Source organism: Campylobacter sp. 2018MI13, from assembly GCF_018501135.1.
Lineage (GTDB): Bacteria > Campylobacterota > Campylobacteria > Campylobacterales > Campylobacteraceae > Campylobacter_E.
Map to the genome: position 1 here is coordinate 1 of NZ_JAHCZC010000003.1, position 22,023 is coordinate 22,023.

The following is a 22,023-nucleotide window of genomic DNA, read 5'->3' on the forward strand; positions in this document are numbered from 1 at the left end:
AACTAGGTAAATGCGAAATGATAAAATGGGGTTTAGCATACTAAATTAAATTCTTTTAAAATTTCAATAGGATTAATTAATTTAAATTAATAATGCAATGAATAAATTGGGTTAAAAGATGAAATTCTAATTTTAAATTTCATAGTATTTTAAAAAGCCTATAAATCATTATTCAAAAAATATATAAATTGTAATGCTAAAAATCAAGTAATAAAATAGATATTTTATGAGTTTTAATGACAAAATATGATATTTCGGCAAGAATTTAATTAAAAATTTTAGTTTTTAAAATCCTAATTAAAATTCTTATAATTTTATAAATTATATCTATATTTGCAGCCAAAAAAATCAAAACAAGGCTCTTCATCAATAGCTCTATTGGTATTGCCACAATTGTCTATTTCTATGCTAGATTTTAATTGATGAGTTATGTTAGCACTATCTGTTCTGGTATATAAAAACTCTAAATATCCATTATTTATCTTAAATCCTTCATTAAAAAATACAATATCAAAACTATAAGGAGTAGATAAAAATAATGGTTTTTCTAGTAGTTTTGGTAAGTTTGCTAAATAATTTTTAGTGTTTATTTTGTGTTGTTTTAATTTTTCTAAATCAAATAATTTTAAATCATTAAATTCCTTAACCTCATCAAGGATATAAAAATAAACTCTGTCTTTTTCATACTTATTAGCTATATTTTTATAATAAACTATAGTTTTATCTAAAAAATCATTAGTAGCTATTCTTAAAAGCTCGTCTTTACTTAAAATCTTATTTTCTTTTACACAATATCCTTGCAAGTCTTTTTCATAATTGCTTTTAAAAACATAACTAAAATTATTAAAACTAGAATAATCAACCACAGGTCTAATAAAAAGCATTTCAAAACTAATAATTATTAGGCTAATGGTTAAAAAAGTTTTGAATTTTAGTTTTTTTATTTTTTTGATAAATAATAAAAATAAGATTGTAAAAATTGCTAAATACACTAAAGGAAAAGTAGCATAAAGAATTTTAAAGGCTTTCCATATAAAATAAAAAAACCCATAAATTACTGAAAGAAAAATTGCAATAGCAAATAATATAATTAATAAAATTTCCATAATTACTCCCTTAAATTAGGGAGCTTTTTATCTATCATCGTCAAGTTTAAAATTATTAACAAAATCAGCATTATTAATAGTTTCAACACTTCTTCCGCCAAAACCTATATGAGATTGCGGAATTTCTTCTAGCATTACCACTATTCTCTCACGCTTTTTGCCTAATTTTGTTTCAAAATAATTTGTTAAATCACTTATTATTTCTTCGCATTTTTCTTTATTTGGCATTGGTGCTGCTAATTTTACATTAATTATTGGCATTTATTCTCCTTTGTAGATTTTTTTAAGATTGCTTATTTTAGCAGATGAATTTAAAATTAAAAAATCAGCTATTATAAAACTTAGCATAGCTTTTAAGACAACAGCTCCACGAACACCTACACAAGGATCGTGCCTTCCATAAATTGCATCTTTTATTAGACTAAAGTCTTTATTTAACATAGTTTGTTCTTTAAAAATTGATGGAGTTGGCTTAAAATGAGCTTTAATATAAATACTCTCTCCTGTGCTAATCCCACCGATAATTCCACCACTAAAATTATGTCTAGTATGTAAAAATAAAGGCTTATTAATATTAGTTTTTGCTACTTTAAATGACTTAAAATTAGGGCTTTGTTTTAAAATAGAGCTATTTTGATTTTGCATTAATTCATCATTGCTAACACCTAAAATCTCATCATTTGCAAAAGAGCCATTCATTGAGCTAAGCTTTCTTCCTGCTCCAATTTCAACGCACTTTACAGCATTTAATCCCATAAACGCACTAGCAATTCTAGCATCTAATTTATCATAAAGCCCATCTCCAAGCCCTGCCATTACGCCAAATGCTGCTACGCTAACACTTGCACCTACGCTATCATTGTTATTTTTTGCCTTTGTGATTTCATCTTTAAATAATTCTTTAAATAAATCATCACCTAAAGCATTAAAATCTTTTTCTAAAGCCCTTTTATACTCTTCTTCGCTGAATTTAAACTCATCTAAACTAACACCACCTACCCCACAAATACTAGCATAAGTTCTAATGTTAAATTCTTTTAATATTAAATCAGCAAAAGCACCTGCAATAACCCTTGCTACGCTTTCTCTAGCACTACTTCTACCACCGCCACGATAATCAAAATGCTCGTATTTTGCATAATATGTAAAATCAGCGTGTGCAGGGCGTAAATGCTCTTTATAATCTTTACTTCTTGTATTATTATTTTCTACTAGCACACAAATTGGAGCACCTGTGCTAATATCATTAAATACTCCACTAATAATATTAACTTCATCAGCTTCTTTTCTAGGAGTGCTAAATGCTCCACCACCCTGTCTTAATTTAAGCAAGGAATTTATATAATCAGTATCAATTCTAACCCCTGCAGGATAGTTATCAATAACCACTCCAATTGCTTTTCCGTGACTTTCTCCAAAAGTGTTAAATTTTAAAAATGTTCCAAAACTATTCATCTTCTAACTTCTCTAACGCTAATTTAGCAGCACTTTGCTCTGCTTCTTTTTTGCTATTACCCATTGCTTTTGTAAATAATTCATCATTTAAAAAAAGCCCTATTTCAAATTCTTTTTTATGATCAGGCCCTTTTGTGTGTAAAATCCTATATTCAGGAGTTTGAGCCATTATTGCTTGGGTTTTTTCTTGTAATTTTGTTTTATAGTCTTTAATTAATTCTATATCAATCTTAGGAAAAACTTCATTTAATATCTTAGAGCCAACAGCACAAGCAATCTCATATCCACTTTCTAAATAAATTGCACCTATTATTGCTTCGTAAGCATCTGATAATAAGCTTGGTTTTTTTCTTCCGCCGTTATTTTCTTCAGATACTGATAATTGCAAAAACTCTCCAATTTCAAGATAACTAGCAATTTTTGCAAAAGACTTTTCATTCACTAAAGCTGCTCTTAATTTGCTTAAATCCCCTTCACTATAACGAGAAAAATCCTTGTATAAAATATTTGCTACTATCAAATCAAGCACCGCATCACCTAAAAACTCAAGCCTTTCATTATGAGTTTTGCTAAAACTTTTATGAGTTAAAGCCTGATTTAATAGGGTTTCGTTTTTAAATTTATATCCTAGTTTTTCTTCAATTTTATGATATTTTGAAATTCTTTTTTCTAGCACTACATTAGCATTTATAGTGTTATTTTCATACTCAAGTGCCATACTTCTAGCTAGTTCATCACACATTTCATTGTATTTATCACCATTATGAGCTTTAACCCAAATTGCATTAATATCGTGGATTTTGCTAACTTCTAAATAACTCTTCCATAATTCAACATTTTTTTTGCCTTTAAAATCAGTCTTAACCCAACCACTAAGCCATTCATTAATACCCTTAACTACATATTGACTATCGCTATATAAATCAATCTTGCAAGGTTCTTTTAAGCTTTTTAAAGCGTTAATACAGGCACTTAATTCCATAATATTATTGGTTGTAAGCTTATCTCCACCACTATCTTTAATGATTAAATCATTATCTATAATAATCCAAGCCCAACCCCCTGCTCCAGGATTTTTAAGGCAACTCCCATCAGTATAAATCGTTAATTTTTTCATATCCTTATCCTTAAATTAGCTTGCATTGTATCACACTTAAAACACTGCGAACAAAACGGAGTGTAAAAAATAGATTGTGAAGAGCAATTTTTACATAAATAAAATTGACTGATATTATTTGGATTTATTGTTTCATCATCAATTTTAATTTCTTTAAAACTTTTAGTATTAAAGCTTTTATAATTATTTATAAATTCTAAATCTTTTTCATAATCTCCTAAAACGCACAAACATTTATAAACTTCTTTGCATTCATTGATTTCATTTAATTTAAAATGAATATATCCAAGGCATAGTAGTGCTAATTCATCTCTAGCACGAGATTTTAAAATCTTTAATAAATTTTGTTTAGCGTCGTTTAATAATCCAAGCCTTAAATCACAAACAGATAATAAGTATAATAAATCTTTATCATTTGCAAATTCATTTAATAAATTAATCAAAACATATTTGCACTCTAAAAACATTGAAGCTTTAAAAAATCCATTAGCTAAATTAAGCCTTTCATCAAAACTTAAACTACTTAAATACTTAGGCTCAATTGCATTAAAATTAGCAAGATATTTTTTGATATTTTTATTAGTTTGATTTTCTTTTAAACTTGCAAAAATTATTTGAGCTAAAGCAATAATTAAAACAAGGCTAATTAAAACTAAAATTCCAAAAATAGGATTTCTATAATAGCTAAGTATTAAATCCACTAATATCCTTTAAATAAAATTAATTAATTATACATATAATACTTTTATGATTACAAACGAGAGCATTCAAAGATTAAAAGATAGCATTAACATTGTTGATTTGATTTCAAACTACATTCCCGTGCATAAAAATGGTGCGAATTATATGTGCGTATGTCCGTTTCACGCTGATAAAAATCCTAGTATGGCTGTTCGTGAAAATGAAGGATATTTTCACTGCTTTGGGTGTGGGGCGAATGGTGATGCTATTAGCTTTATGCAAAAATATCATAATTTAGAATTTATAGAAGCAGTAAAAGAATTAGCAAATATTTATGGCTTTATTTTAGAAGATGATAAAAAAACAAAAATTATTCAAAACAACGACGCTTGTAAAATACTCAACGAATATTATATAAGTGAATTAAATATCAGAAGGAATTTGATTGCCTATCTTGAAAAGCGAAAAATCACAAGAGATTTAAGAATTAAGTTTAATCTTGGCTATGCACCAAGTGCAAATGATACTTTAAGGATTTTGCAAAAATCAAATATAGCTTTAGAGCAAGCATTAATAGAAGGGGTAGTTAAAAAAAACGATAATGGAATTTATCCATCTTTTATAGAAAGAATTACCTTTCCAATCTACGATAATACAGGTTATTTAGTAGGTTTTGGAGGACGCACATTAAATCCACAAAATCCTGCAAAATATGTAAATTCTCCCGCTTCAAAACTATTTGATAAAAGTAGTATATTTTACGCTTATCATCTAGCAAAAAATGATATTAATAAACACAAAAGAATGATAATTTGCGAAGGCTATATGGATACAATAAGTCTTCATAAAGCAGGACTTACATATTCAGTAGCAGTGCTAGGAACTGCACTAACAGAGCAGCATTTAAAATTAATTAAAAAAGATTGTTTTGTATCTTTATGCTTTGATAAAGATACAGCGGGAAATGCAGCTGCTTTTAAAGCGGGAGTTTTATTGAGTAAATTTGGCTACAACGCCGAAGTAATAAGGCTAAAAACATATAAAGACCCAGGCGAATACATTGAAAATAATGAAGAATTAAAGCTAAAAACCGAACTAAATAATACTATTAATATAATTAGTTTTTGTATTGAATATATATTTAAAAAAGAATTGAATTTAGATTATATAGACAAATTAAGCATAAGCAAAATTGAGCCATTTTTAATCAAACAAGCATATTCAGCTGTGCTAAATTACACCAATACTATTGATAAATTTTTAGCCAATACTCATCTTAAAATATTTTGCGAAAATTATGGGCTTGATTTTGATTTATTAAACGGAATAAAAGCAAAAGTAATAGATAAAAAACCACAAGCTAAACAAACTCAAAGCAATTCTTTAGAAGATGCGATAATTTATTTTTTAGCTATTTCAAAAGCTAATTTTAATATTCTTATTTTAAGAGAATATTTTCATAATAATTTAATTGATGATGTATTAAATAAAAACTACGCAAATGCTAATATGCTAGAGTTTTTAAACAATATTCACCCTACTAAAAAAGTAGATAATATCTTAGTATTTTTTAATAATTTAGCCAATTATTACGCAAGTTGTAATATCCTAAACGCCTTGCTTTTTAAAAATTACGCTAAAGAATTAATAAAAAATCATAAATTAATTCATAGTAATGATGGTTTAAAAAAGGCTTATCATTGCCTAGTAGAACTAATAGCAAATCATAATAAGCAATTAAGCGATGATGAAAGAGCAAGGCTTAAAGATAATATAAGAAAATTAGGAGAATAAATGAAAGCATTAGCTTTATTTAGTGGTGGTCTTGATAGTATGTTATCAATCACTACCATTGCAAAGCAAGGAATAGAAGTTGAAGCTATTCACATTGATACAGGGTTTGGCGGAAAGAATTTCGCCCTTTTAGAGCGTCGTGCAAATATGGCTGGAGCTAGTTTTAGGGTTGTTGATATTAGTAGTAAATATTTACAAGATGTATTGTTAAATCCAAAATATGGCTATGGCAAGGCTATTAATCCTTGCATTGATTGTCATGGGTATATGTTTAAAACTGCTCTTAGTATGTGTGATGATTTAGGTGCTTCTTTTGTAATTAGTGGAGAAGTGCTAGGTCAGCGTCCAATGAGCCAAAGAGCACAAGCATTAAATAGTGTTGCAAAACTTAGCGAAGATTTAAATAATATCATTTTACGCCCACTTAGTGCAAAATTACTAGCACCTACTATGCCTGAACTTAAAGGCTGGGTTGATAGAGAAAAATTATTTGATTTTAGTGGTAGGGGTAGAACTAGACAAATGGAACTTGCAAAAGTTTATGGTTATAGCGATTATGAAAGCCCTGCTGGTGGGTGTTTGCTAACCTTACAAGCATATAAAAACAAAATCCAAGATTATCTAAAATACAAAACGCTAGATAGTAAAAACGCTGAATTGTTAAGATATGGAAGACATTTAAGACTGCCAAATGGTGCTAAAATGATAATTTCAAGAAATGAAGAAGAAGGTCTAAAAATCTTAAAATTATTAGATAATGAAGAGATAAAAATGAGCGAAATTAGAACCGATTTAATAGGTGCTATTTCTTTACTTGACAATGACGCTAGTTTAGAAGATATTAAACTTGCTTGTTCTTTAGCACTTGCATATGCAAAAAATCCTACTAATAAAGATTGTGAATTTATGCAAAATAATTATTTTGCTAATGCACTTAGCAAAGATGATGCTCAAAAATACTTTATAGTTTGATGAAATTCTTATTTGAAATTCTAGAATTTAAAATAAGAATTTCAAATTCTAAGATTTTATATAAGTATCAAAATAACTTAATTTTAAACATAAATAAAATCATAAAACTAGACTTTTATATCTAAGATTTTGTTATTTACTAAATCTTCTACCACACTAATACTTAAGTCAATTTCTACACTATTTGCAATCGCATTTGCACTTTTGCCTAATTTTTCTAAGATTTTATTATCATCACTTGTAAGTGAATTTAAACCTTGTTGTTTGATTTTTTGAGTTATTTGCATAAGTTTTGCTAAAAGCTCGGCTTGTTCTAATTCTTTTTCTTTTTGCTTGTTTTTGATTTCTTCGGTACTTTGACCTTCTTTTGTAAAATAAGCAATTGACCTTTGAAATTCATTTTGATAGCGTTTTATATCTGTATTTTTCTCTTTTAATTCACTTTTATAATCTTGTTCTTCGCTAATATTTTCAAAATTAATCTCAGCAAAACTCAAAACCCCATCAAAATCCCTATCACTAGATATTACACTATCTAAATACTCGCTAATACTTGTGCCAATTTCTAAGGTTAATTTATCATATGTTTTAGTATTTATAAATCTTTCATCACTTAATTTATTTACTACATAAATATATCCATTAAACTCGCCATAAACCCCAACTTCAAGCCTTGCATTACTTAATTCATCATTATTTATCCTACCATCTTGATTGCTATCAGCTTTTGCAAGTCCTAAATCATAAGCAATTGTTTTAAACCAGCTTGAGACAAAATTAGCAGCATTACCATTTAAAATAAGCTTATCATCACTTAAGATAAAATCAGCTTTATCAAAATGAGCCATTAATTTTTCAATAGTATTTTGACTAAGATTAACTCCTTGAGTATTATTATCAAAACTAAAAACAACATTTATATTGTCTTTATCACTTGTTTTTAGAGCATAATTTTGATTTGTTATATCATCTTTTATAGCATTAATTTGCTCTTGATTTAAATTGTGAAAATTACTCAAATTCGCCTTATGATAGCTAGTATCAAATACTTTTGAAATATCAACATCAAAACCACTAATTCTCATAAAATCTCCTAATATCAAACCTTAATATCAATTAATCTTGTATCGCTTAAATCTTTTTTAAATTCTTTCGTAAAATCTATAAAATCTCCTAGCTTATCATTACTAATTAAATCTTTTAATTTATCTTCGCTTATTTTTAATTCATTACTTATATTTTGGATATTAAATTTTTGTAATATTTCTTTTTCGTTATTATCTAAAGATTGTGATTTTTTAAGTTTTTCAATTATATTATTAATTTTAATTTGTTCTTTTACTCTTTTAATTTCTTCTTCTGCCATATCAACATTAGCTTGTTTGTGGAGTGGAATACTTGTAAAAGGTTGACTATCTAAAAATACTCCGTATTCATAAACAATATCTTTAAAATCATATTTTTCAGCAATTGTTATATAACCATCAAGATTTTTATCCATACTAATAGTTTTATCAAGTGCTTTGCTAATACTGCTTACATTATCTTTATTGATAGCAAAAATACTTGGAATATAACTTGCAACTTTAGTAGCTTGTCCTGAACCATCTTTAGTTGGCTCTATATATAAAGCAAATGCATAGATAGTATAATCAATTTCTTTTTTATCTACTTCTCCATCGTTATTTCTATCGGCTGCTAAAAAATTACTCTTATACGCTACATCACTAAACCACCCAGCTACAAAACTTGCTGCATCTTTATCTAAAATAATGCCTTTGCTAGTATCAATGAAATTATCTTCATTAAAAAATTCTTTTAATCTATTAATATTCTTGTCACTAAGTTTTACTCCGATATTGCTTTCATCAAATTTAAAAAACACATTGTAATCTTGCTCTTTATTTGTCTTAATCTCAAAATTATTTTTATTTATATTATCTTTTAAATTGCTAATATCTTTAGTATTTAATTCTTTAGTTTTAACATTATCAGCCCAAGACATTGCTATATTTTTTACTTGCGAGATATCTATTTTCATAAGTTTTCCTTAATACTTTTACTAAAGTAATTTAGTAAAAGTATATTAATTTATATTTTAATATTTTGGTAATCTAGGTGGTTTCCAGCCTTCTTTTTGTGGCATTACTCTATCTCTTGCTGAAGAATTAAAAGCTGAACCCCAAACACCTGACCAAGTAAGAAAGCTATAACCATTTGTATAACTATACCAAGAATACGCACTTACATTCGTAATAAAAGCTAAAATAGCTAAAACTACTTTTTTTCATTGAAAATCTACTTTCATTAATGATTTGAATTATTATAATTTGATTTTAATTAATACTATTATTATTTTATTTAATGTTTTGATATATTGTAACTTTTAGTAATAATTAATTAAAAATAAAAAATTACACCTTAATATCAATTAATCTTGTATCGCTTAAATCTTTTTTAAATTCTTTCGTAAAATCTATAAAATCTCCTAGCTTATCATTTGTAATTAAATCTTTTAATTTATCTTCACTTATTTTTAATTCATTACTTATATTTTGGATATTAAATTTTTGTAATATTTCTTTTTCGTTATTATCTAAAGATTGTGATTTTTTAAGTTTTGCAATTATATTATTAAGTTTAATTTGTTCTTTTACTCTCTTAAGCTCTTCTTCTGCTATATTAAATTTAATTTTTTTATGTGGAATACTCATAAAAGAGTGATTTTCATCATCATATACAATTCCAAACTCATTTATATAATCTTTATCTTCCACATTCCAATATTCACCCGCTGTAACTTTGCCATCTAAGTCTTTGTCCATATCAATTATAATATCTAATGCCTCACTTAAATCAGACTTACCTTCAATACTATGAGCTATTCTATTTGAATCATAAGTTTCATCTATATTTGTTGCCTTTAGGAAATATTCTTTATTTTTATCTTGTAATAATTCATAATTTACATTAACTAAGTCAAACAAATTCCAAGCTTCTAAAGCCGTAATTTCTCCATCATTGTCTTTATCGGCTGCAAGATAATTTCTTGTATATGCCGTATCAGCAAACCAACCCACTACATAAGACGCTGCGTCTTTATCTAAAATAATTCCTTTATTAGTATCAATAAAATTATCTTCATCAAAAAAGTCTTTTAATCTATTAATATTATTTTCACTAAGCTTTACCCCGATATTATCTTTATCAAGTCTAAAAAATACATTGTAATCTTGCTCTTTATTTGTCTTAAAGCTAAAAGAATTTGAATTAATACTTGCATTTAATTTATTTATATCAAGAGTATTTAATTCTTTAATTTTTATATCACTTTTCCTAGCAATAGCAGTATTTTTTACTTGCGAGATATCTATTTTCATAAAGTTCCTTAATGTTTATTACCATAAACTAGCCCATTTTATTACAAAGAATTTAAATTAAAAATTAAGCTTTTATATCAAGTAATTTTGTTTCACTAAGAGTTATTGCAAAATTTCCACTAAAATTTACAAAATCATCTAATTTATTTTCACTTGCTAGGCTTTCTACTTTATCAGGACTTATATTTAGTTTATCACTTATAATCTGTTTTAATTTAAATTCACTCTCATAAGGTGCAGGGTCAATTCCTAGTTGAATTAATACATCTTTATCACTTTGGTCTAACTTATCAACTCCAAGCTTTTTAATCTTGGCTATTACTTCAGTTAATTTTTCTTCAGCTTTTTCGGCAAGCTGCCTAGAATGCTTAGTAAGTCCATTTATCAAATCATCAAGGCTAATTGCAGGAGCACTAGAGCCACTTTCGCTCATAAAATCTTCAAAATATCCCTTTTCACCTACATCCATAAACTCACCAAATGTAATAATACCATCAAGATTTTTATCATCTTTTATAGCATCATTGATAGAATTTGAAATATCTGAATAATAACCATCATTTTTTGGTAAAAAATCACTTTTCTTATAAGTTTTTGTAATAGAATTTGAAACTATATATTTTTCTTTGGTTTTTTCATCGCTTATAAGAACTGCATCTTCATCAAATCCACTTAATGTATTCCTTGCTTCTTTGTGAGTTAATTCTCCGTTATTGTCAATATCTGATTCAAGAAATTTTTGTTTATATGCAATATCACTAAACCATCCAGCGACATAAGAAGCTGCATCTTTATCTAAAATAATTCCTTTATTAGTTTTAATGAAATTATCTTCATCAAAAAAATCTTTTAATTTTTCAATACTAGCTTCATTTAATTTCACTCCAATGTTTTCATTACCAAATTTAAAATAAGTATTATAATCTTGTGCTCTATTTGTTTTAACGCTAAAAGAATTGCTCTTTATACTAGCATTTATACTTGCTAGTTCTTGTGTGCTTAACTCTTTTTTAGCAATATTATCTTGCCACATAATTGGAGTGTTAGAAGTATTGTTAATATAGTGTTTCATAAATAATCCTTAATGTTTATTACTTTAATTAAATATTTAAAAACATAACGGCAATAAAGTCTGCCGTTAAATCAATAATTCATACACATATACTTGCGATATTTATAGCTATAACCACAATTAATTGGTCTTTAATATCTCTTAGAATACTTACAAAAAAGCTATCTTAAAATACCAAAACTTATGATACGAACTAGTATTTTTGTGAAATTAAATATATTAAAATTGATTTGAATTATTATAATTTGATTTTATTTAATACTATTACTATTTTATTTAATATCTTGATAAATTGTAACTTTTAGTAACAATTAATTAAAAATAAAAAATCAAACCTTAATATCAATTAATCTTGTATCGCTTAAATCTTTTTTAAATTCTTTCGTAAAATCTATAAAATCTCCTAGCTTATCATTTGTAATTAACTCTTCTAATTTATCTTCGCTTATTTTTAAATTAATATTAAAATCTTTTAAGAGTTTCTTTTCATCATTTGTTAGACTTTTTAGGCCTTGATTTTTAAGTTTTGCTAAGGCTGCTAATTTTTTTAATTCTTCTAATTCTTTCTCTTTTAATTTATCTGTATTTGCAATCTTATATAAGCTAATAAAATCATTATTATTTTTATTATTAGATACTTCTATGTTATCTTCAAAATATCCCTTTTCGCCTACATTTAGAAATTCGCCAAATGTAATAATGCCATCAAGATTTTTATCATTATTTAAACTAGCATTTAAAGTATAGCTAATATCAGTATAGTATTCATCATTATCTGCTAAAAATTTACTCTCTTTATAGCCTTTTACATAATTAGTGATTATATATTCACCTTTATTATCTCTTCTATATTCAAGCCTTTCATGTATAAAGTTTAATGTCTTTTTTCCTTCTTTATTGCTTAGCTCCCCATTACCATCAACATCAGCTTCAAGGAATTTTCGTTTATAAGCAATATCACTAAACCACCCAGCTACAAAGCTTGCTGCGTCTTTATCTAAAATAGTGCCTTTACTATTAAAAATGAAATTATCTTCATCAAAAAATTCTTTTAATCTATTGATATTATTTTCACTAAGTTTTACTCCGATATTACTTTCATCAAATTTAAAAAACACATTGTAATCTTGCTCTTTATTTGTCTTAATCTCAAAATTATTTATATTTATTGCATTTTTTATATTGTATAAATCAAAAGAATTTAAAGAATTTGAATTAATTTTATCTTGCCAAGCTATAGGCGTATTTAAATAGTTTCCTAGATAATGTCTCATAAAAAATCCTTTAAAATTATGACTAAATTAGATGATAGTTATTCTACTAGCTAATTAATCAAGACATTTTTAAAATCATATAGCTATTTTTTACACTTAAAAAGCAATATTAAAGCACTAATACTTTTTAAAATATGCACTAACATTCGTAATGCAAATTAAGTTAATACATTAAAAAATGATTTGAATTATTATAATTTGATTTTAATTAATACTATTATTATTTTATTTAATGTTTTGATATATTGTAACTTTTAGTAACAATTAATTAAAAATAAAAAATTAAACTTTAATATCAATTAATTTTGTATCGCTTAAATCTTTTTTAAATTCTTTCGTAAAATCTATAAAATCACTTAATTTATCATTTGCGACTAATTCTTCTAATTTATTTTCACTGATTTTAAGATTAAGACTAAAGTCTTTTAAGAGTTTCTTTTCATCATTTGTTAGACTTTTTAGGCCTTGATTTTTTAGCTTTGCTAAGGCTGCTAATTTTTTTAATTCTTCTAATTCCTTTTCTTTGAATTTATCTATATTCATAATTTTATAAATATTGCCACTATCAATTTTAATTCGCTCATCACTTGATTTACAATCAGCTGTATATTTATGAATTTTATTTTTACCATCAGCTCCTAAATATTCGCCAAATGTTATTATTCCATCAAGGTTTTTATCATCATTTAAACTAATATTTAAAGCCTTACTAATATCCATACTCTCGCCCTCTGGCAAAGCTACCATACTAGGTAAATATGTGCCTATGATTGCACTTGAGATTATTTCTTCTTCAAGTGTCTTTTCATTTACTACTATTTCGGCTGCTTCACTAAATACCGTAAATGTATATTTAAATTCCTTGCCCGTTAATTCTCCATCGTTATTAATATCAGCTGCTAAGAGATTTTCTCTATAAGCAATATTGCTAAACCATCCAGCGACAAAACTTGCTGCGTCTTTATCTAAAATAGTGCCTTTATTATTAGCAATGAAATTATCGCTATCAAAAAATTCTTTTAATCTATTTAGATTTTTTTCATTTATTTTTACACCGATATTATCACTATCAAATCTAAAAAATACATTGTAATCTTGCTCTTTATTAGTCTTTATCTCAAAAATATTTTTATTTATTTGATAATTTAAATCTTTTAGCTCTTTTTCTGTTAGCTCGTGCTTTTTAACATCAATTTTCCAAGCTATCGGCATATTTTTACTAGCACTTATATCGTGTATCATAAATAATCCTTTAATATTTATTTAAAGGATTATAGTTTATTTAGGATAAATAATTTAATCAGTTTAAATTCCTTAACCTAAGCTTGAGATTTTTTCTATAATTACTCCAAATCCTTGCCTTGCTACAGAGCCTACGACAAAATCACTAATTAAGGCATTTTCTCCACGAATAGTATCATCAGGTATTATATTTGAGATACTAACGCCTGTTCTTTTTGAAATATTTTTAGCAATTAATTTCCCATCAATATAAAAATCACTAGCACCTTCGCCACGCCTAGCACGAGAATGCTCAATTCCTACTGCTTCTTTATGAATTCCTTTTCTAGTTTTTAATATTCCTATTATTTTTTTATCATCTCTTATAACTTTGATTAAATCCTTATCTTTAAGACCTAGTTTTGCTGCTGTATCTTCGTGTAATTCAATGTAGTTTGAATATCTTAAATGAGTTAGTTTTGAACTAGCAGCAACTAAACTTGAATATATATTTGATTTATACGAAAAGGCTTTTAGATTTAACTCATCTAATGTGGTATTGTTTTTAAATCTTTGTTTTACAAAATAAGGAACCCCACTATAATTTTTCCCAGTTAAAGAATCCTTAGTAAGTGCTAAATCTTCGTTATAAATAGCTACTTCTTTTTTGTATGTTTTTGCTAAGGCATTTTTGTTATATGCTTTGTTTTTGCTTTCAAATTTTCCACCCCTTGCCATACAAAATAAAGCTTTTTTATAGTGTTTTGGGCTAATTTCTTTTAATTCTTGAATGAATGGTAAGTCCTTTATCTCATCTTCGTTTATTTCATAATCAAATCCACCATCAAGCGCAACATTTATAAAACTTCTTAAATAATAATCACTCGGCTTATCAAGGTCAAATAAATTACCTTCACTATCGCTAATTGCGTTTTTACCAAATCCTGCTAAGCCTAATTTTTTGCCTAATTCAATTATAAAGCTATCCATACATACGCTTTCATTATTACTAAACTTAACATTAGGAGAATTTAAAATAGGAAATCTAAAATGACTAGCTTTACTCAAAGCACCACCCCAAGGATTAACAACACCCCAAGTCTCATACATAACGCTATCAGGAACTATATAATCAGCAAACATACTTGTTTCGTTTATAAATGGGTCAATTGCTATGAATAATGGTATTTTAGAGCTATCTTTTAAAGAATTTTTAACATTATTCATATTACTAGCATAAGCAATATTAGCATTCCAAGAAAGCAATATATCTATTCCGTAAGGATATTTTAATGCTGCATTTGTGATTGCGTCGGTGCAAATTGCATTAGTTAGTGGATACCAAGGTAGTTTTGATGGATAAGGGTTTTCGTTATTTTTGATTTTGTTTTTATATTCGCTAGTTGCTTCATAAGGTTTTTTAGTTTTATCAACCCTAATTCCACTAGGTTTAATTTTGCCTTTATATTTTGCTAATTCAAATTCTCCTGACAAATCATTATATTTACCCCCACCAGCACTCATTCCACCAATTTTATTTAAATTCCCAAGCAAACCAACTAATTCTAAAATAGCATAAGCTGTATAAAATCCATTAGTTTGCATAGTCCCGCCGTGCAAATCAAATGCTACTTTATTTTTATATTTTTTGATTTTTTCTAATAAATATTCATAATCTTTTTTACTAACGCCACTATTTTGCAATAAATCATCTAAAGAATTTGAATTGACACTTTCTTTTAATTTGATAAAACTTGTTTTAACCTTTATTGCTTCATCATCTAAAGTTATTATTCCATCATAATAAATATTAGCTTTTTTACAATCTTTTGCACTTATTAATCCTTGCTCGTTAATGACCATAATTTCATTATTAATTCTTAAAAATTCTCCTTTTTTATAGTTTTTATAATCATCTTCAACGACTAAATAAGCAGCATTAGAAAAACTTACATTGTTTTCATTTAAATTAGTATAAGATAGATATTCTTCATCATAAATTTTTTGATTTATTACATCTTGTAATAAGGCTAATGCTAAAAACAAATCCCCACCAGGCTTTATAGCAATCCATTTTCCTACGCTAGATGCACTTGAAGTAGAATTTGTAAGTATTGGGGTTATTGTTGCGTATTCTAAATTATTGCTTTTTCTATTTGCTATTTTTAATCCTTGTCTTTTGAAAGGATTTCCAGCTTGAGCAGGAGCACTTGCGAAATTAATCAAAAACTCGCAATTATCAAAATCAGGTTTTAAGTGTGGGTATTTATCAAAATCATTTAAAAAAGCAGCCATTCCAGCTCTCATAGAAAGACCACAAGTTGCTGTGTGTCCGTGAAAATTGATAGTTCCGAATGATTTTTGAAATCTTTCTTGAAAGAAATTCTTTCTTCCTTCATCGCCTGTTGCGATTATACATAATCCATTTGCTTTCTTTCCAAATTCAGGAGCATTTTCATCTATTAAATCAGTATGATTATAAACTTCTTTAAATCCTTTTACATAGCCTTCATTAAATAAATCTCCGCCATTTACTATCTCATCTAAAAATTTATCAGGCTCAATACTTTGCCATTTATTTTCTCCCCTTTTTCCAACTCTTTTTAGTATTTTAGTTACCCTTGCTTTATCATTTAATTTATCAAATACTAAATTACCCCTAGCACAAACACTTGAATGGATTTTGCCTTGATTTGTGAGTAAATAACTATCTTTTATACTAATATTCATATTAAGCCAAGGGTCGCTTGATAATAAACTATATGGATTGCCAATAACTTTTAAAACCTTATTATCTAATACTTTTACCCTAACACCACAATGAGTAACGCAACCATTACAAACACTTGAATAATACTTGCCGATTTTTGGATTTAGGCTATTTGCATATATGCTATCGTTTGTTTTTGTTTGTGGTTTTATGATTTTTTGTATTGTTTCATTGTAAAAATAAGCTCCTGCTATGCCTGTTATCCCTGATGCTATTAAAAACTTTCTTCTACTCACTTAATTCTCCTTTTATTTGTTTTTCTAATATGCTTACTAAAAGACAAAACAAACTTATGCAAATTAGCCAATTGCCAAATACAGAACCTAAACTATCACTACCTAAGATTTTTGGTGTGTATGTTAAAAATCCACTCATAATTTTTGGCATAGAATTTCCTGCAAAAACTACATTGAATTTAAAGCTAAAGCTATAAATTATCATAGATAAAAATGCAAGTAATAAAAAGAATTGATTGTTTTTTAATCTTGTAAAAAGATTTATTAAAATAATAAAAATTAAGCAAAACTCAAGTATGAAAATCTCATAAAATCTAGCCATAAATACATATTGATATAGCTCTTTAATTTCTTTATTAAAACCAAGCATAAAGCTAAACCAAAATAATCTTAATAATAAATCACATACTATTAAAGCACTAGCAAGTCTTATAAAGATAAAAAGATTGATTTTATAATTTATGATTTTTGAATATACAAATAAGACCAAAGCACATATTCCAACACCTCCTACACCGCCATTTGCAGCAAATACAAGTGGTAAAACAGGTGTATTCCAAAAACTAACTCCAACACTTGTTCCTAAAATATATCCAGTGTATAAAGGAATGCAAAAAGATACAATAAGTGTGATTATTCCTAATTTTTTAGTATTTTTATTGTTAATATGATTATATGCTAATACTATTAGTAAAATAGGGTAGGTTATAAGTAATATAATTCCTATTTTCATAGCTGAAGTTGGTAGATTGCCCCAACCATTTAAAAAGATTTCAAAAACTCTGCTAGGTTGTTTTAAATCATCAATTAAATTAAAAGGAATTGCACATAAACAAACAAAAGAAATTATCATTGAAAATAGGGCGATATTTTTGTAGTTTTTCAATCCAAATACTAAATATAAACTAGCACATAAAAACGCTCCAAAACTAGCTCCTGCTATGAAAAAATCATTCACAACATCTAAAGCCCAAGTTCGCTGAACGCTAAAACCTTCTAAAACTACAGCACTCATTTTATTCTCCATTCTTCTTCTAAAGCCAAATCAAATTCTTTTGAAATATCTTGAAACATTTTATGATTAGGATTGATTTCATTTAATTCATTGTCTAAATTAATATAAAAAACTTGTGGTTTAGTCCCAAAATTTTGCTTTAAAACACTTGTTGGATAATCTTTTAATATTTGTGAAATTTCACTTGAACTATCATTTAAATCGCCAAAAATTCTAGCCCTACCAACGCAGGTTTGAACACAAGCTGGTAATTCATTATTATCTATTAAATGCACACAAAAAGTGCATTTATCAGCTACTTTTGTATTTTTATTAATAAATCTTTTATCATAAGGACAGGCATTTACGCAGTAACTACAACCCCAGCATATTTCATTATCTACTAATACTATTCCATCTTCTCTTTTAAAAGTTGCTCCTGTAGGGCAAACGCTTACGCAAGGTGGATTTTCGCAATGATTACAAAGTTCTGGCAAAAATGCCTTAAATACTTCATCGCTTTTACTTAATTCATATTCAGTAACAAATGTTCTAAATTGTTCGTGGGGGACTTGATTTTCATTGATACAAGCAGCAGTGCAAGCTTGACAGCCGATACATTTTCTAAGGTCAATTAGCATTGCATAGCGTTTTTTGCTATCTCCTATATATCTTTTATCTTTTTTATCTATACCATTATTTTTTAGGCTAAAAGCATAACTTGATGAAGCTAATGTGGTTGTAATAAATACTCTTCTATTCATATAAAACCTTTGATTTAGATTTTAATGAGTATATTTTTTGATTGTATAATTAATGTTAAAATTTAATAATAAATTAAGGTTTAAATATTATTGCCTAATTTTTGTTTGTTATTATCAATAAGTTTATATATAAATTTTATATAAATTTTTATAAGAATTTAATAACGATTAATATTTTTTTAAACCTACCGATATAGAAAAATAACGGGGGTTTAAAATGCAAATATCAAATAACAATTATATAAATTATCAAACAAATATTAAAAATCAAATTCTAACCACTCAAACTCCTAAAGATAATCTACAAGAACAAATCGCAAATATTTTAAAAGACGCCCCACAAGATGAATGGGGCACATATGATCCAAATGCTGTGCTTAGTAAAATAGGAGCTTACGAAAAAGGCAGTAAGATTTATGAAGCCTTAGAAAACGAAATGCTAAAAGGAATAATTACTTACGAAAAAGACCCAAACGAGCAATTACCAAGCAATGAAGAAGTATTTAAATATCAAAAAGGCGATGATGCAAGGCTTAGCGAGTTTAAGCTAAAGGCTCAAGTAGCATTCGGCATTAAAACTAATAGTATTTATCAAAAGGCATATCAAGGCAACGCAAGTGCTGATGAAGTAAAAGATTTAGTTCAATTTTTAAAAGATAATAGTATTGATGGGCTTGATTTAAGTGGTAGATTTTTTAAAATACCTAAAGATTACGCCGATGAGATTATGGAGCTTTTTGCAGATGATAATCTAAAAGTAGATGATTTTAAGCAAAAATATTTAGAGATTAAAGAAAAGATAGAAACTAAAAGAAACAAAGCAAAAGAAATAGATGAAGAACAAACTAAAGAAAAACCTTACGAAGCCATAGAAGTAAAAGGCACAAGCACTCGTGAAAGTATGGAAGATATTTTAAGCAAACTTGATATTCAAAATATCAAAAATGAAAGAGATTTATTAGCTATTTTAATGGCATATAAAGATAGCGAGAATTTATATGATAAAAGAGTTTAAAATAAAGGAATAATTATGAAAATAAATTCTTATTCAACATATCAAATAACTAATATAAGCAAAAAAGAAACAAATAACGAGATTAAAAAAGTAGACAATAAAGCAGATGATAAAAAGGTAGGTGAAGTATTAGGATACGGAGTTGATAAAGATGGCTTTTTTACAAGTGATTTTAACAAAGCTGCAGGAATTCCTGAAGATTTTAAAATACATAGTGATACTTTAAAAAATCTAGTAGAAAATAACGAAAAATCATATTTGGCACATAGACCATTTTATGAAATTGATATAGCAAAAAGCGTTGGTAATGCTTATAAAGTCTTAAGCCAAGTTGTAAGTGAAGATTTTTTAAACTCTAAAGATTTTTTTAACACCGAAGATATAAAGCAATTTCCACAAGGTTATATTCAAGCAAGAAGTGATGAAATCAAAATCAATAAAATTTTACATTCACCTGATGATTATGAGAATAATCACGGAATGACTTTTCAAAATGAACTTTACCAAACTCATCATCCCTTATTTTATTCTTTTGACAATGATGATAAAACCTTACCAAACACAAATGTTTTTCCACCTGATAATATCAAGCAAGACCCTAGATTTAGTGGATATTTTGGTGATTATGACGAAGCAAGACAAAATTATATAAATGAAAATGGCGAAATATCAAAAGGCGGGCTTTTGATAGGTATATTAAAATCAAACCCAGCTTTAATTGAAGGAGAAAGCACATATAAAGGTAAATTAAGTGGTTATGATAGAAAAATTAGCTCGGCTACATTTTTTGTATTTGATAAAGCGTTAGGAATGCAAATAATGGCAAGGGGAGAAAATGGCTTTATGAGTGCTGAAGTTGAGCGTATGCCAAGATGGCTGAAAGATTATGTCAAATTAAATGCTTATGATAAACCATTAAGCCAAAGAAGTGCTATTTTAGGAAGTGCTAATTATACTAAAACTTTATATAGTCTTAATAGTGGATTTTTTAGTAGTAATAAAAAAGCTGAAGAAAAACAAGCTGATGAATTTATGAGAAAAATAAGAGAGTTAATGGGTTTAGAAAATCCAAATAAAAACATTAGCGAATTAAATTATGATGAGTTTTTAAAACTAGCTTTTAGTTTTAGCCAAAATAAAGTATCTAATATAAGATTGTTTGATATAAAAGTTTAGATTATTTTAGAAATTTTATTGCAAAAGTTATAAGATATTTTGATTTTTGAAAAGATTTTCTTATTTTAAATTCTTAAAACTCAATAGAATTTAAAATAAGAATAAAAAGCGAATTAGGAATAATCCTAATTCAAAATTATTAAAGTTTGCCGCCTTCTACAACAACGCTTTCTTTATCAATATCAGTTCCATAAACAGGTGCTAGAGTTTCATCATAATTTTTGTGGAAGAATTGTTCTTCGCCTAGTTTTACTATCTCATTATTTAGCCATTCTAAAAGCTCTTTATTGCCTTTTTTAACAGCAGGTGCGATTACATCAATATCTCCTAATTCACTAATACCTACTACAAAATCAGGATTGTTTTTAACCCAAGCAAAAAGCAAGGTATTATCGTGTGCTAGTGCAGCACCTCTGCCATCTAATAATGCTCCAAAAGTTTCAGTATTTTGGTCGTATTTTGCTAGATTTACTCCGTTTTTATTTTTTGTAAAATACGCATCAGCAGTTGTGCCTTTATTTACGATTAGAGTTTTTCCATCTAGTTCTTTAATGTCTTTAATCTCTGCATTTTTAGGACTTGCAATGCCTAATGAAACTTTCATATAAGGTAATGCAAAATCAACAACTCTTGCTCTTTCAGGTGTTTTTGTAAAATTAGCTAAAATAATATCAACTTTATCAGATTGTAAAAACTCAACCCTACTAGCAGCCTCAACAGGAACTAAGGTTAATTTATCTTCACTACCTAATAAATCTTTAGCAATTCTTTTTGCAAAATAAATATCATAGCCTTGGAATTTACCTTCTTTATCAACAAAGCCAAATGGTGGTTTATCAGCAAAAACACCTATTTTAATATTATCGCTAGTTTTAATCTCTTCAATATTTCTAGCATTAGCAAAACAGGTTAGTAAAGCCCCTGCAACAAGTGATAAAATAACTTTTTTCATAATTTCTCCTTTAAATAAAATCGCTTGTAATTAAAACGCAAAAA

The 22,023-nt window shown here is 27.0% G+C and carries 19 protein-coding genes and 1 pseudogene; 4 read left to right on the forward strand and 16 right to left on the reverse strand.

Going from position 1 to position 22,023, the window contains the following annotated elements; genetic code table 11:
• Positions 1-314: 314 nt before the first annotated feature.
• From KJQ99_RS00610 to KJQ99_RS00630, 6 genes and pseudogenes are all read right to left on the reverse strand, one after another.
• Complete coding sequence (locus tag KJQ99_RS00610) at positions 315-1,106, reverse strand: hypothetical protein (RefSeq protein ID WP_214149705.1); 792 nt, start codon at positions 1,104-1,106, stop codon at positions 315-317.
• 27 nt (positions 1,107-1,133) lie between these two features.
• Positions 1,134-1,367, reverse strand: a complete 234-nt coding sequence (locus KJQ99_RS00615) for a tautomerase family protein (protein WP_214118708.1) — start codon at positions 1,365-1,367, stop codon at positions 1,134-1,136.
• On the reverse strand, positions 1,368-2,561 hold the full coding sequence (gene aroC / locus KJQ99_RS00620; protein ID WP_214149706.1) for a chorismate synthase: 1,194 nt from the start codon (positions 2,559-2,561) through the stop codon (positions 1,368-1,370).
• Positions 2,554-3,222: a ribonuclease III gene (gene rnc / locus KJQ99_RS10540; protein ID WP_336607624.1), complete on the reverse strand. Its 669-nt coding sequence runs from the start codon at positions 3,220-3,222 to the stop codon at positions 2,554-2,556. Before rnc ends, aroC begins: the two co-directional genes overlap by 8 nt.
• Positions 3,223-3,288: 66 nt before the next feature.
• Positions 3,289-3,678 (reverse strand): annotated as a pseudogene (gene rnhA, locus KJQ99_RS10545) (ribonuclease HI); the annotation flags it as partial.
• On the reverse strand, positions 3,675-4,379 hold the full coding sequence (locus tag KJQ99_RS00630; protein WP_214118702.1) for a tetratricopeptide repeat protein: 705 nt from the start codon (positions 4,377-4,379) through the stop codon (positions 3,675-3,677). The gene KJQ99_RS00630 and the pseudogene rnhA, both read right to left, overlap by 4 nt.
• Positions 4,380-4,425: 46 nt before the next feature.
• On the opposite strand from KJQ99_RS00630, the gene dnaG reads away from it, so the two are divergent.
• Positions 4,426-6,153, forward strand: coding sequence for a DNA primase (gene dnaG / locus KJQ99_RS00635; protein WP_214149707.1), 1,728 nt, complete (start codon positions 4,426-4,428; stop codon positions 6,151-6,153).
• Positions 6,154-7,125, forward strand: coding sequence for an argininosuccinate synthase domain-containing protein (locus KJQ99_RS00640; RefSeq protein ID WP_214118699.1), 972 nt, complete (start codon positions 6,154-6,156; stop codon positions 7,123-7,125).
• 107 nt (positions 7,126-7,232) lie between these two features.
• Here the strand turns inward: KJQ99_RS00640 and KJQ99_RS00645 are convergent, their stop codons facing one another.
• The 9 genes from KJQ99_RS00645 to dsrO all read right to left on the reverse strand — a co-directional run bounded on the left by KJQ99_RS00645 (position 7,233) and on the right by dsrO (position 18,836).
• Entirely contained in the window at positions 7,233-8,210 is a 978-nt protein-coding gene (locus KJQ99_RS00645; protein WP_214149708.1) for a hypothetical protein, read from the reverse strand.
• 14 nt (positions 8,211-8,224) lie between these two features.
• Positions 8,225-9,166, reverse strand: a complete 942-nt coding sequence (locus KJQ99_RS00650; RefSeq protein WP_214149709.1) for a hypothetical protein — start codon at positions 9,164-9,166, stop codon at positions 8,225-8,227.
• 373 nt (positions 9,167-9,539) lie between these two features.
• Positions 9,540-10,505: a hypothetical protein gene (locus KJQ99_RS00655; protein ID WP_214149710.1), complete on the reverse strand. Its 966-nt coding sequence runs from the start codon at positions 10,503-10,505 to the stop codon at positions 9,540-9,542.
• 64 nt (positions 10,506-10,569) lie between these two features.
• Positions 10,570-11,577: a hypothetical protein gene (locus KJQ99_RS00660; RefSeq protein ID WP_214120485.1), complete on the reverse strand. Its 1,008-nt coding sequence runs from the start codon at positions 11,575-11,577 to the stop codon at positions 10,570-10,572.
• 329 nt (positions 11,578-11,906) lie between these two features.
• The gene (locus KJQ99_RS00665; RefSeq protein ID WP_214149711.1) at positions 11,907-12,851 is read right to left on the reverse strand and encodes a hypothetical protein; all 945 of its coding nucleotides are present in this window, start codon (positions 12,849-12,851) and stop codon (positions 11,907-11,909) included.
• A gap of 282 nt (positions 12,852-13,133) precedes the next feature.
• Positions 13,134-14,093: a hypothetical protein gene (locus KJQ99_RS00670; protein WP_214149712.1), complete on the reverse strand. Its 960-nt coding sequence runs from the start codon at positions 14,091-14,093 to the stop codon at positions 13,134-13,136.
• 72 nt (positions 14,094-14,165) lie between these two features.
• Positions 14,166-17,078: a molybdopterin-dependent oxidoreductase gene (locus tag KJQ99_RS00675; protein WP_214149713.1), complete on the reverse strand. Its 2,913-nt coding sequence runs from the start codon at positions 17,076-17,078 to the stop codon at positions 14,166-14,168.
• Complete coding sequence (gene nrfD / locus KJQ99_RS00680) at positions 17,071-18,093, reverse strand: NrfD/PsrC family molybdoenzyme membrane anchor subunit (protein ID WP_214149714.1); 1,023 nt, start codon at positions 18,091-18,093, stop codon at positions 17,071-17,073. Before nrfD ends, KJQ99_RS00675 begins: the two co-directional genes overlap by 8 nt.
• Positions 18,090-18,836: a sulfate reduction electron transfer complex DsrMKJOP subunit DsrO gene (gene dsrO / locus KJQ99_RS00685; protein WP_214119706.1), complete on the reverse strand. Its 747-nt coding sequence runs from the start codon at positions 18,834-18,836 to the stop codon at positions 18,090-18,092. Before dsrO ends, nrfD begins: the two co-directional genes overlap by 4 nt.
• A gap of 217 nt (positions 18,837-19,053) precedes the next feature.
• Here dsrO and KJQ99_RS00690 point away from each other — a divergent pair, with 217 nt between their 5' ends.
• Entirely contained in the window at positions 19,054-19,851 is a 798-nt protein-coding gene (locus KJQ99_RS00690; RefSeq protein ID WP_214149715.1) for a hypothetical protein, read from the forward strand.
• Positions 19,852-19,866: 15 nt separating this feature from the next.
• Entirely contained in the window at positions 19,867-21,027 is a 1,161-nt protein-coding gene (locus KJQ99_RS00695) for a Cj0814 family flagellar-dependent secreted protein (RefSeq protein ID WP_214149716.1), read from the forward strand.
• Positions 21,028-21,166: 139 nt separating this feature from the next.
• Here KJQ99_RS00695 and KJQ99_RS00700 read toward each other — a convergent pair whose 3' ends face one another.
• Positions 21,167-21,979, reverse strand: coding sequence for a cysteine ABC transporter substrate-binding protein (locus tag KJQ99_RS00700; RefSeq protein WP_214119709.1), 813 nt, complete (start codon positions 21,977-21,979; stop codon positions 21,167-21,169).
• Positions 21,980-22,023: the final 44 nt, after the last annotated feature.

What these genes read in the sequence shown, in the direction of transcription:
- KJQ99_RS00610 (WP_214149705.1), bottom strand. Translation starts at nt 1,106, where the DNA reads ATGGAAATTTTATTAATTATATTATTTGCTATTGCAATTTTTCTTTCA.
- KJQ99_RS00615 (WP_214118708.1), bottom strand. Translation starts at nt 1,367, where the DNA reads ATGCCAATAATTAATGTAAAATTAGCAGCACCAATGCCAAATAAAGAA.
- aroC (WP_214149706.1), bottom strand. Translation starts at nt 2,561, where the DNA reads ATGAATAGTTTTGGAACATTTTTAAAATTTAACACTTTTGGAGAAAGT.
- dnaG (WP_214149707.1), top strand. Translation starts at nt 4,426, where the DNA reads ATGATTACAAACGAGAGCATTCAAAGATTAAAAGATAGCATTAACATT.
- KJQ99_RS00640 (WP_214118699.1), top strand. Translation starts at nt 6,154, where the DNA reads ATGAAAGCATTAGCTTTATTTAGTGGTGGTCTTGATAGTATGTTATCA.
- KJQ99_RS00645 (WP_214149708.1), bottom strand. Translation starts at nt 8,210, where the DNA reads ATGAGAATTAGTGGTTTTGATGTTGATATTTCAAAAGTATTTGATACT.
- KJQ99_RS00650 (WP_214149709.1), bottom strand. Translation starts at nt 9,166, where the DNA reads ATGAAAATAGATATCTCGCAAGTAAAAAATATAGCAATGTCTTGGGCT.
- KJQ99_RS00655 (WP_214149710.1), bottom strand. Translation starts at nt 10,505, where the DNA reads ATGAAAATAGATATCTCGCAAGTAAAAAATACTGCTATTGCTAGGAAA.
- KJQ99_RS00660 (WP_214120485.1), bottom strand. Translation starts at nt 11,577, where the DNA reads ATGAAACACTATATTAACAATACTTCTAACACTCCAATTATGTGGCAA.
- KJQ99_RS00665 (WP_214149711.1), bottom strand. Translation starts at nt 12,851, where the DNA reads ATGAGACATTATCTAGGAAACTATTTAAATACGCCTATAGCTTGGCAA.
- KJQ99_RS00670 (WP_214149712.1), bottom strand. Translation starts at nt 14,093, where the DNA reads ATGATACACGATATAAGTGCTAGTAAAAATATGCCGATAGCTTGGAAA.
- nrfD (WP_214149714.1), bottom strand. Translation starts at nt 18,093, where the DNA reads ATGAGTGCTGTAGTTTTAGAAGGTTTTAGCGTTCAGCGAACTTGGGCT.
- dsrO (WP_214119706.1), bottom strand. Translation starts at nt 18,836, where the DNA reads ATGAATAGAAGAGTATTTATTACAACCACATTAGCTTCATCAAGTTAT.
- KJQ99_RS00690 (WP_214149715.1), top strand. Translation starts at nt 19,054, where the DNA reads ATGCAAATATCAAATAACAATTATATAAATTATCAAACAAATATTAAA.
- KJQ99_RS00695 (WP_214149716.1), top strand. Translation starts at nt 19,867, where the DNA reads ATGAAAATAAATTCTTATTCAACATATCAAATAACTAATATAAGCAAA.
- KJQ99_RS00700 (WP_214119709.1), bottom strand. Translation starts at nt 21,979, where the DNA reads ATGAAAAAAGTTATTTTATCACTTGTTGCAGGGGCTTTACTAACCTGT.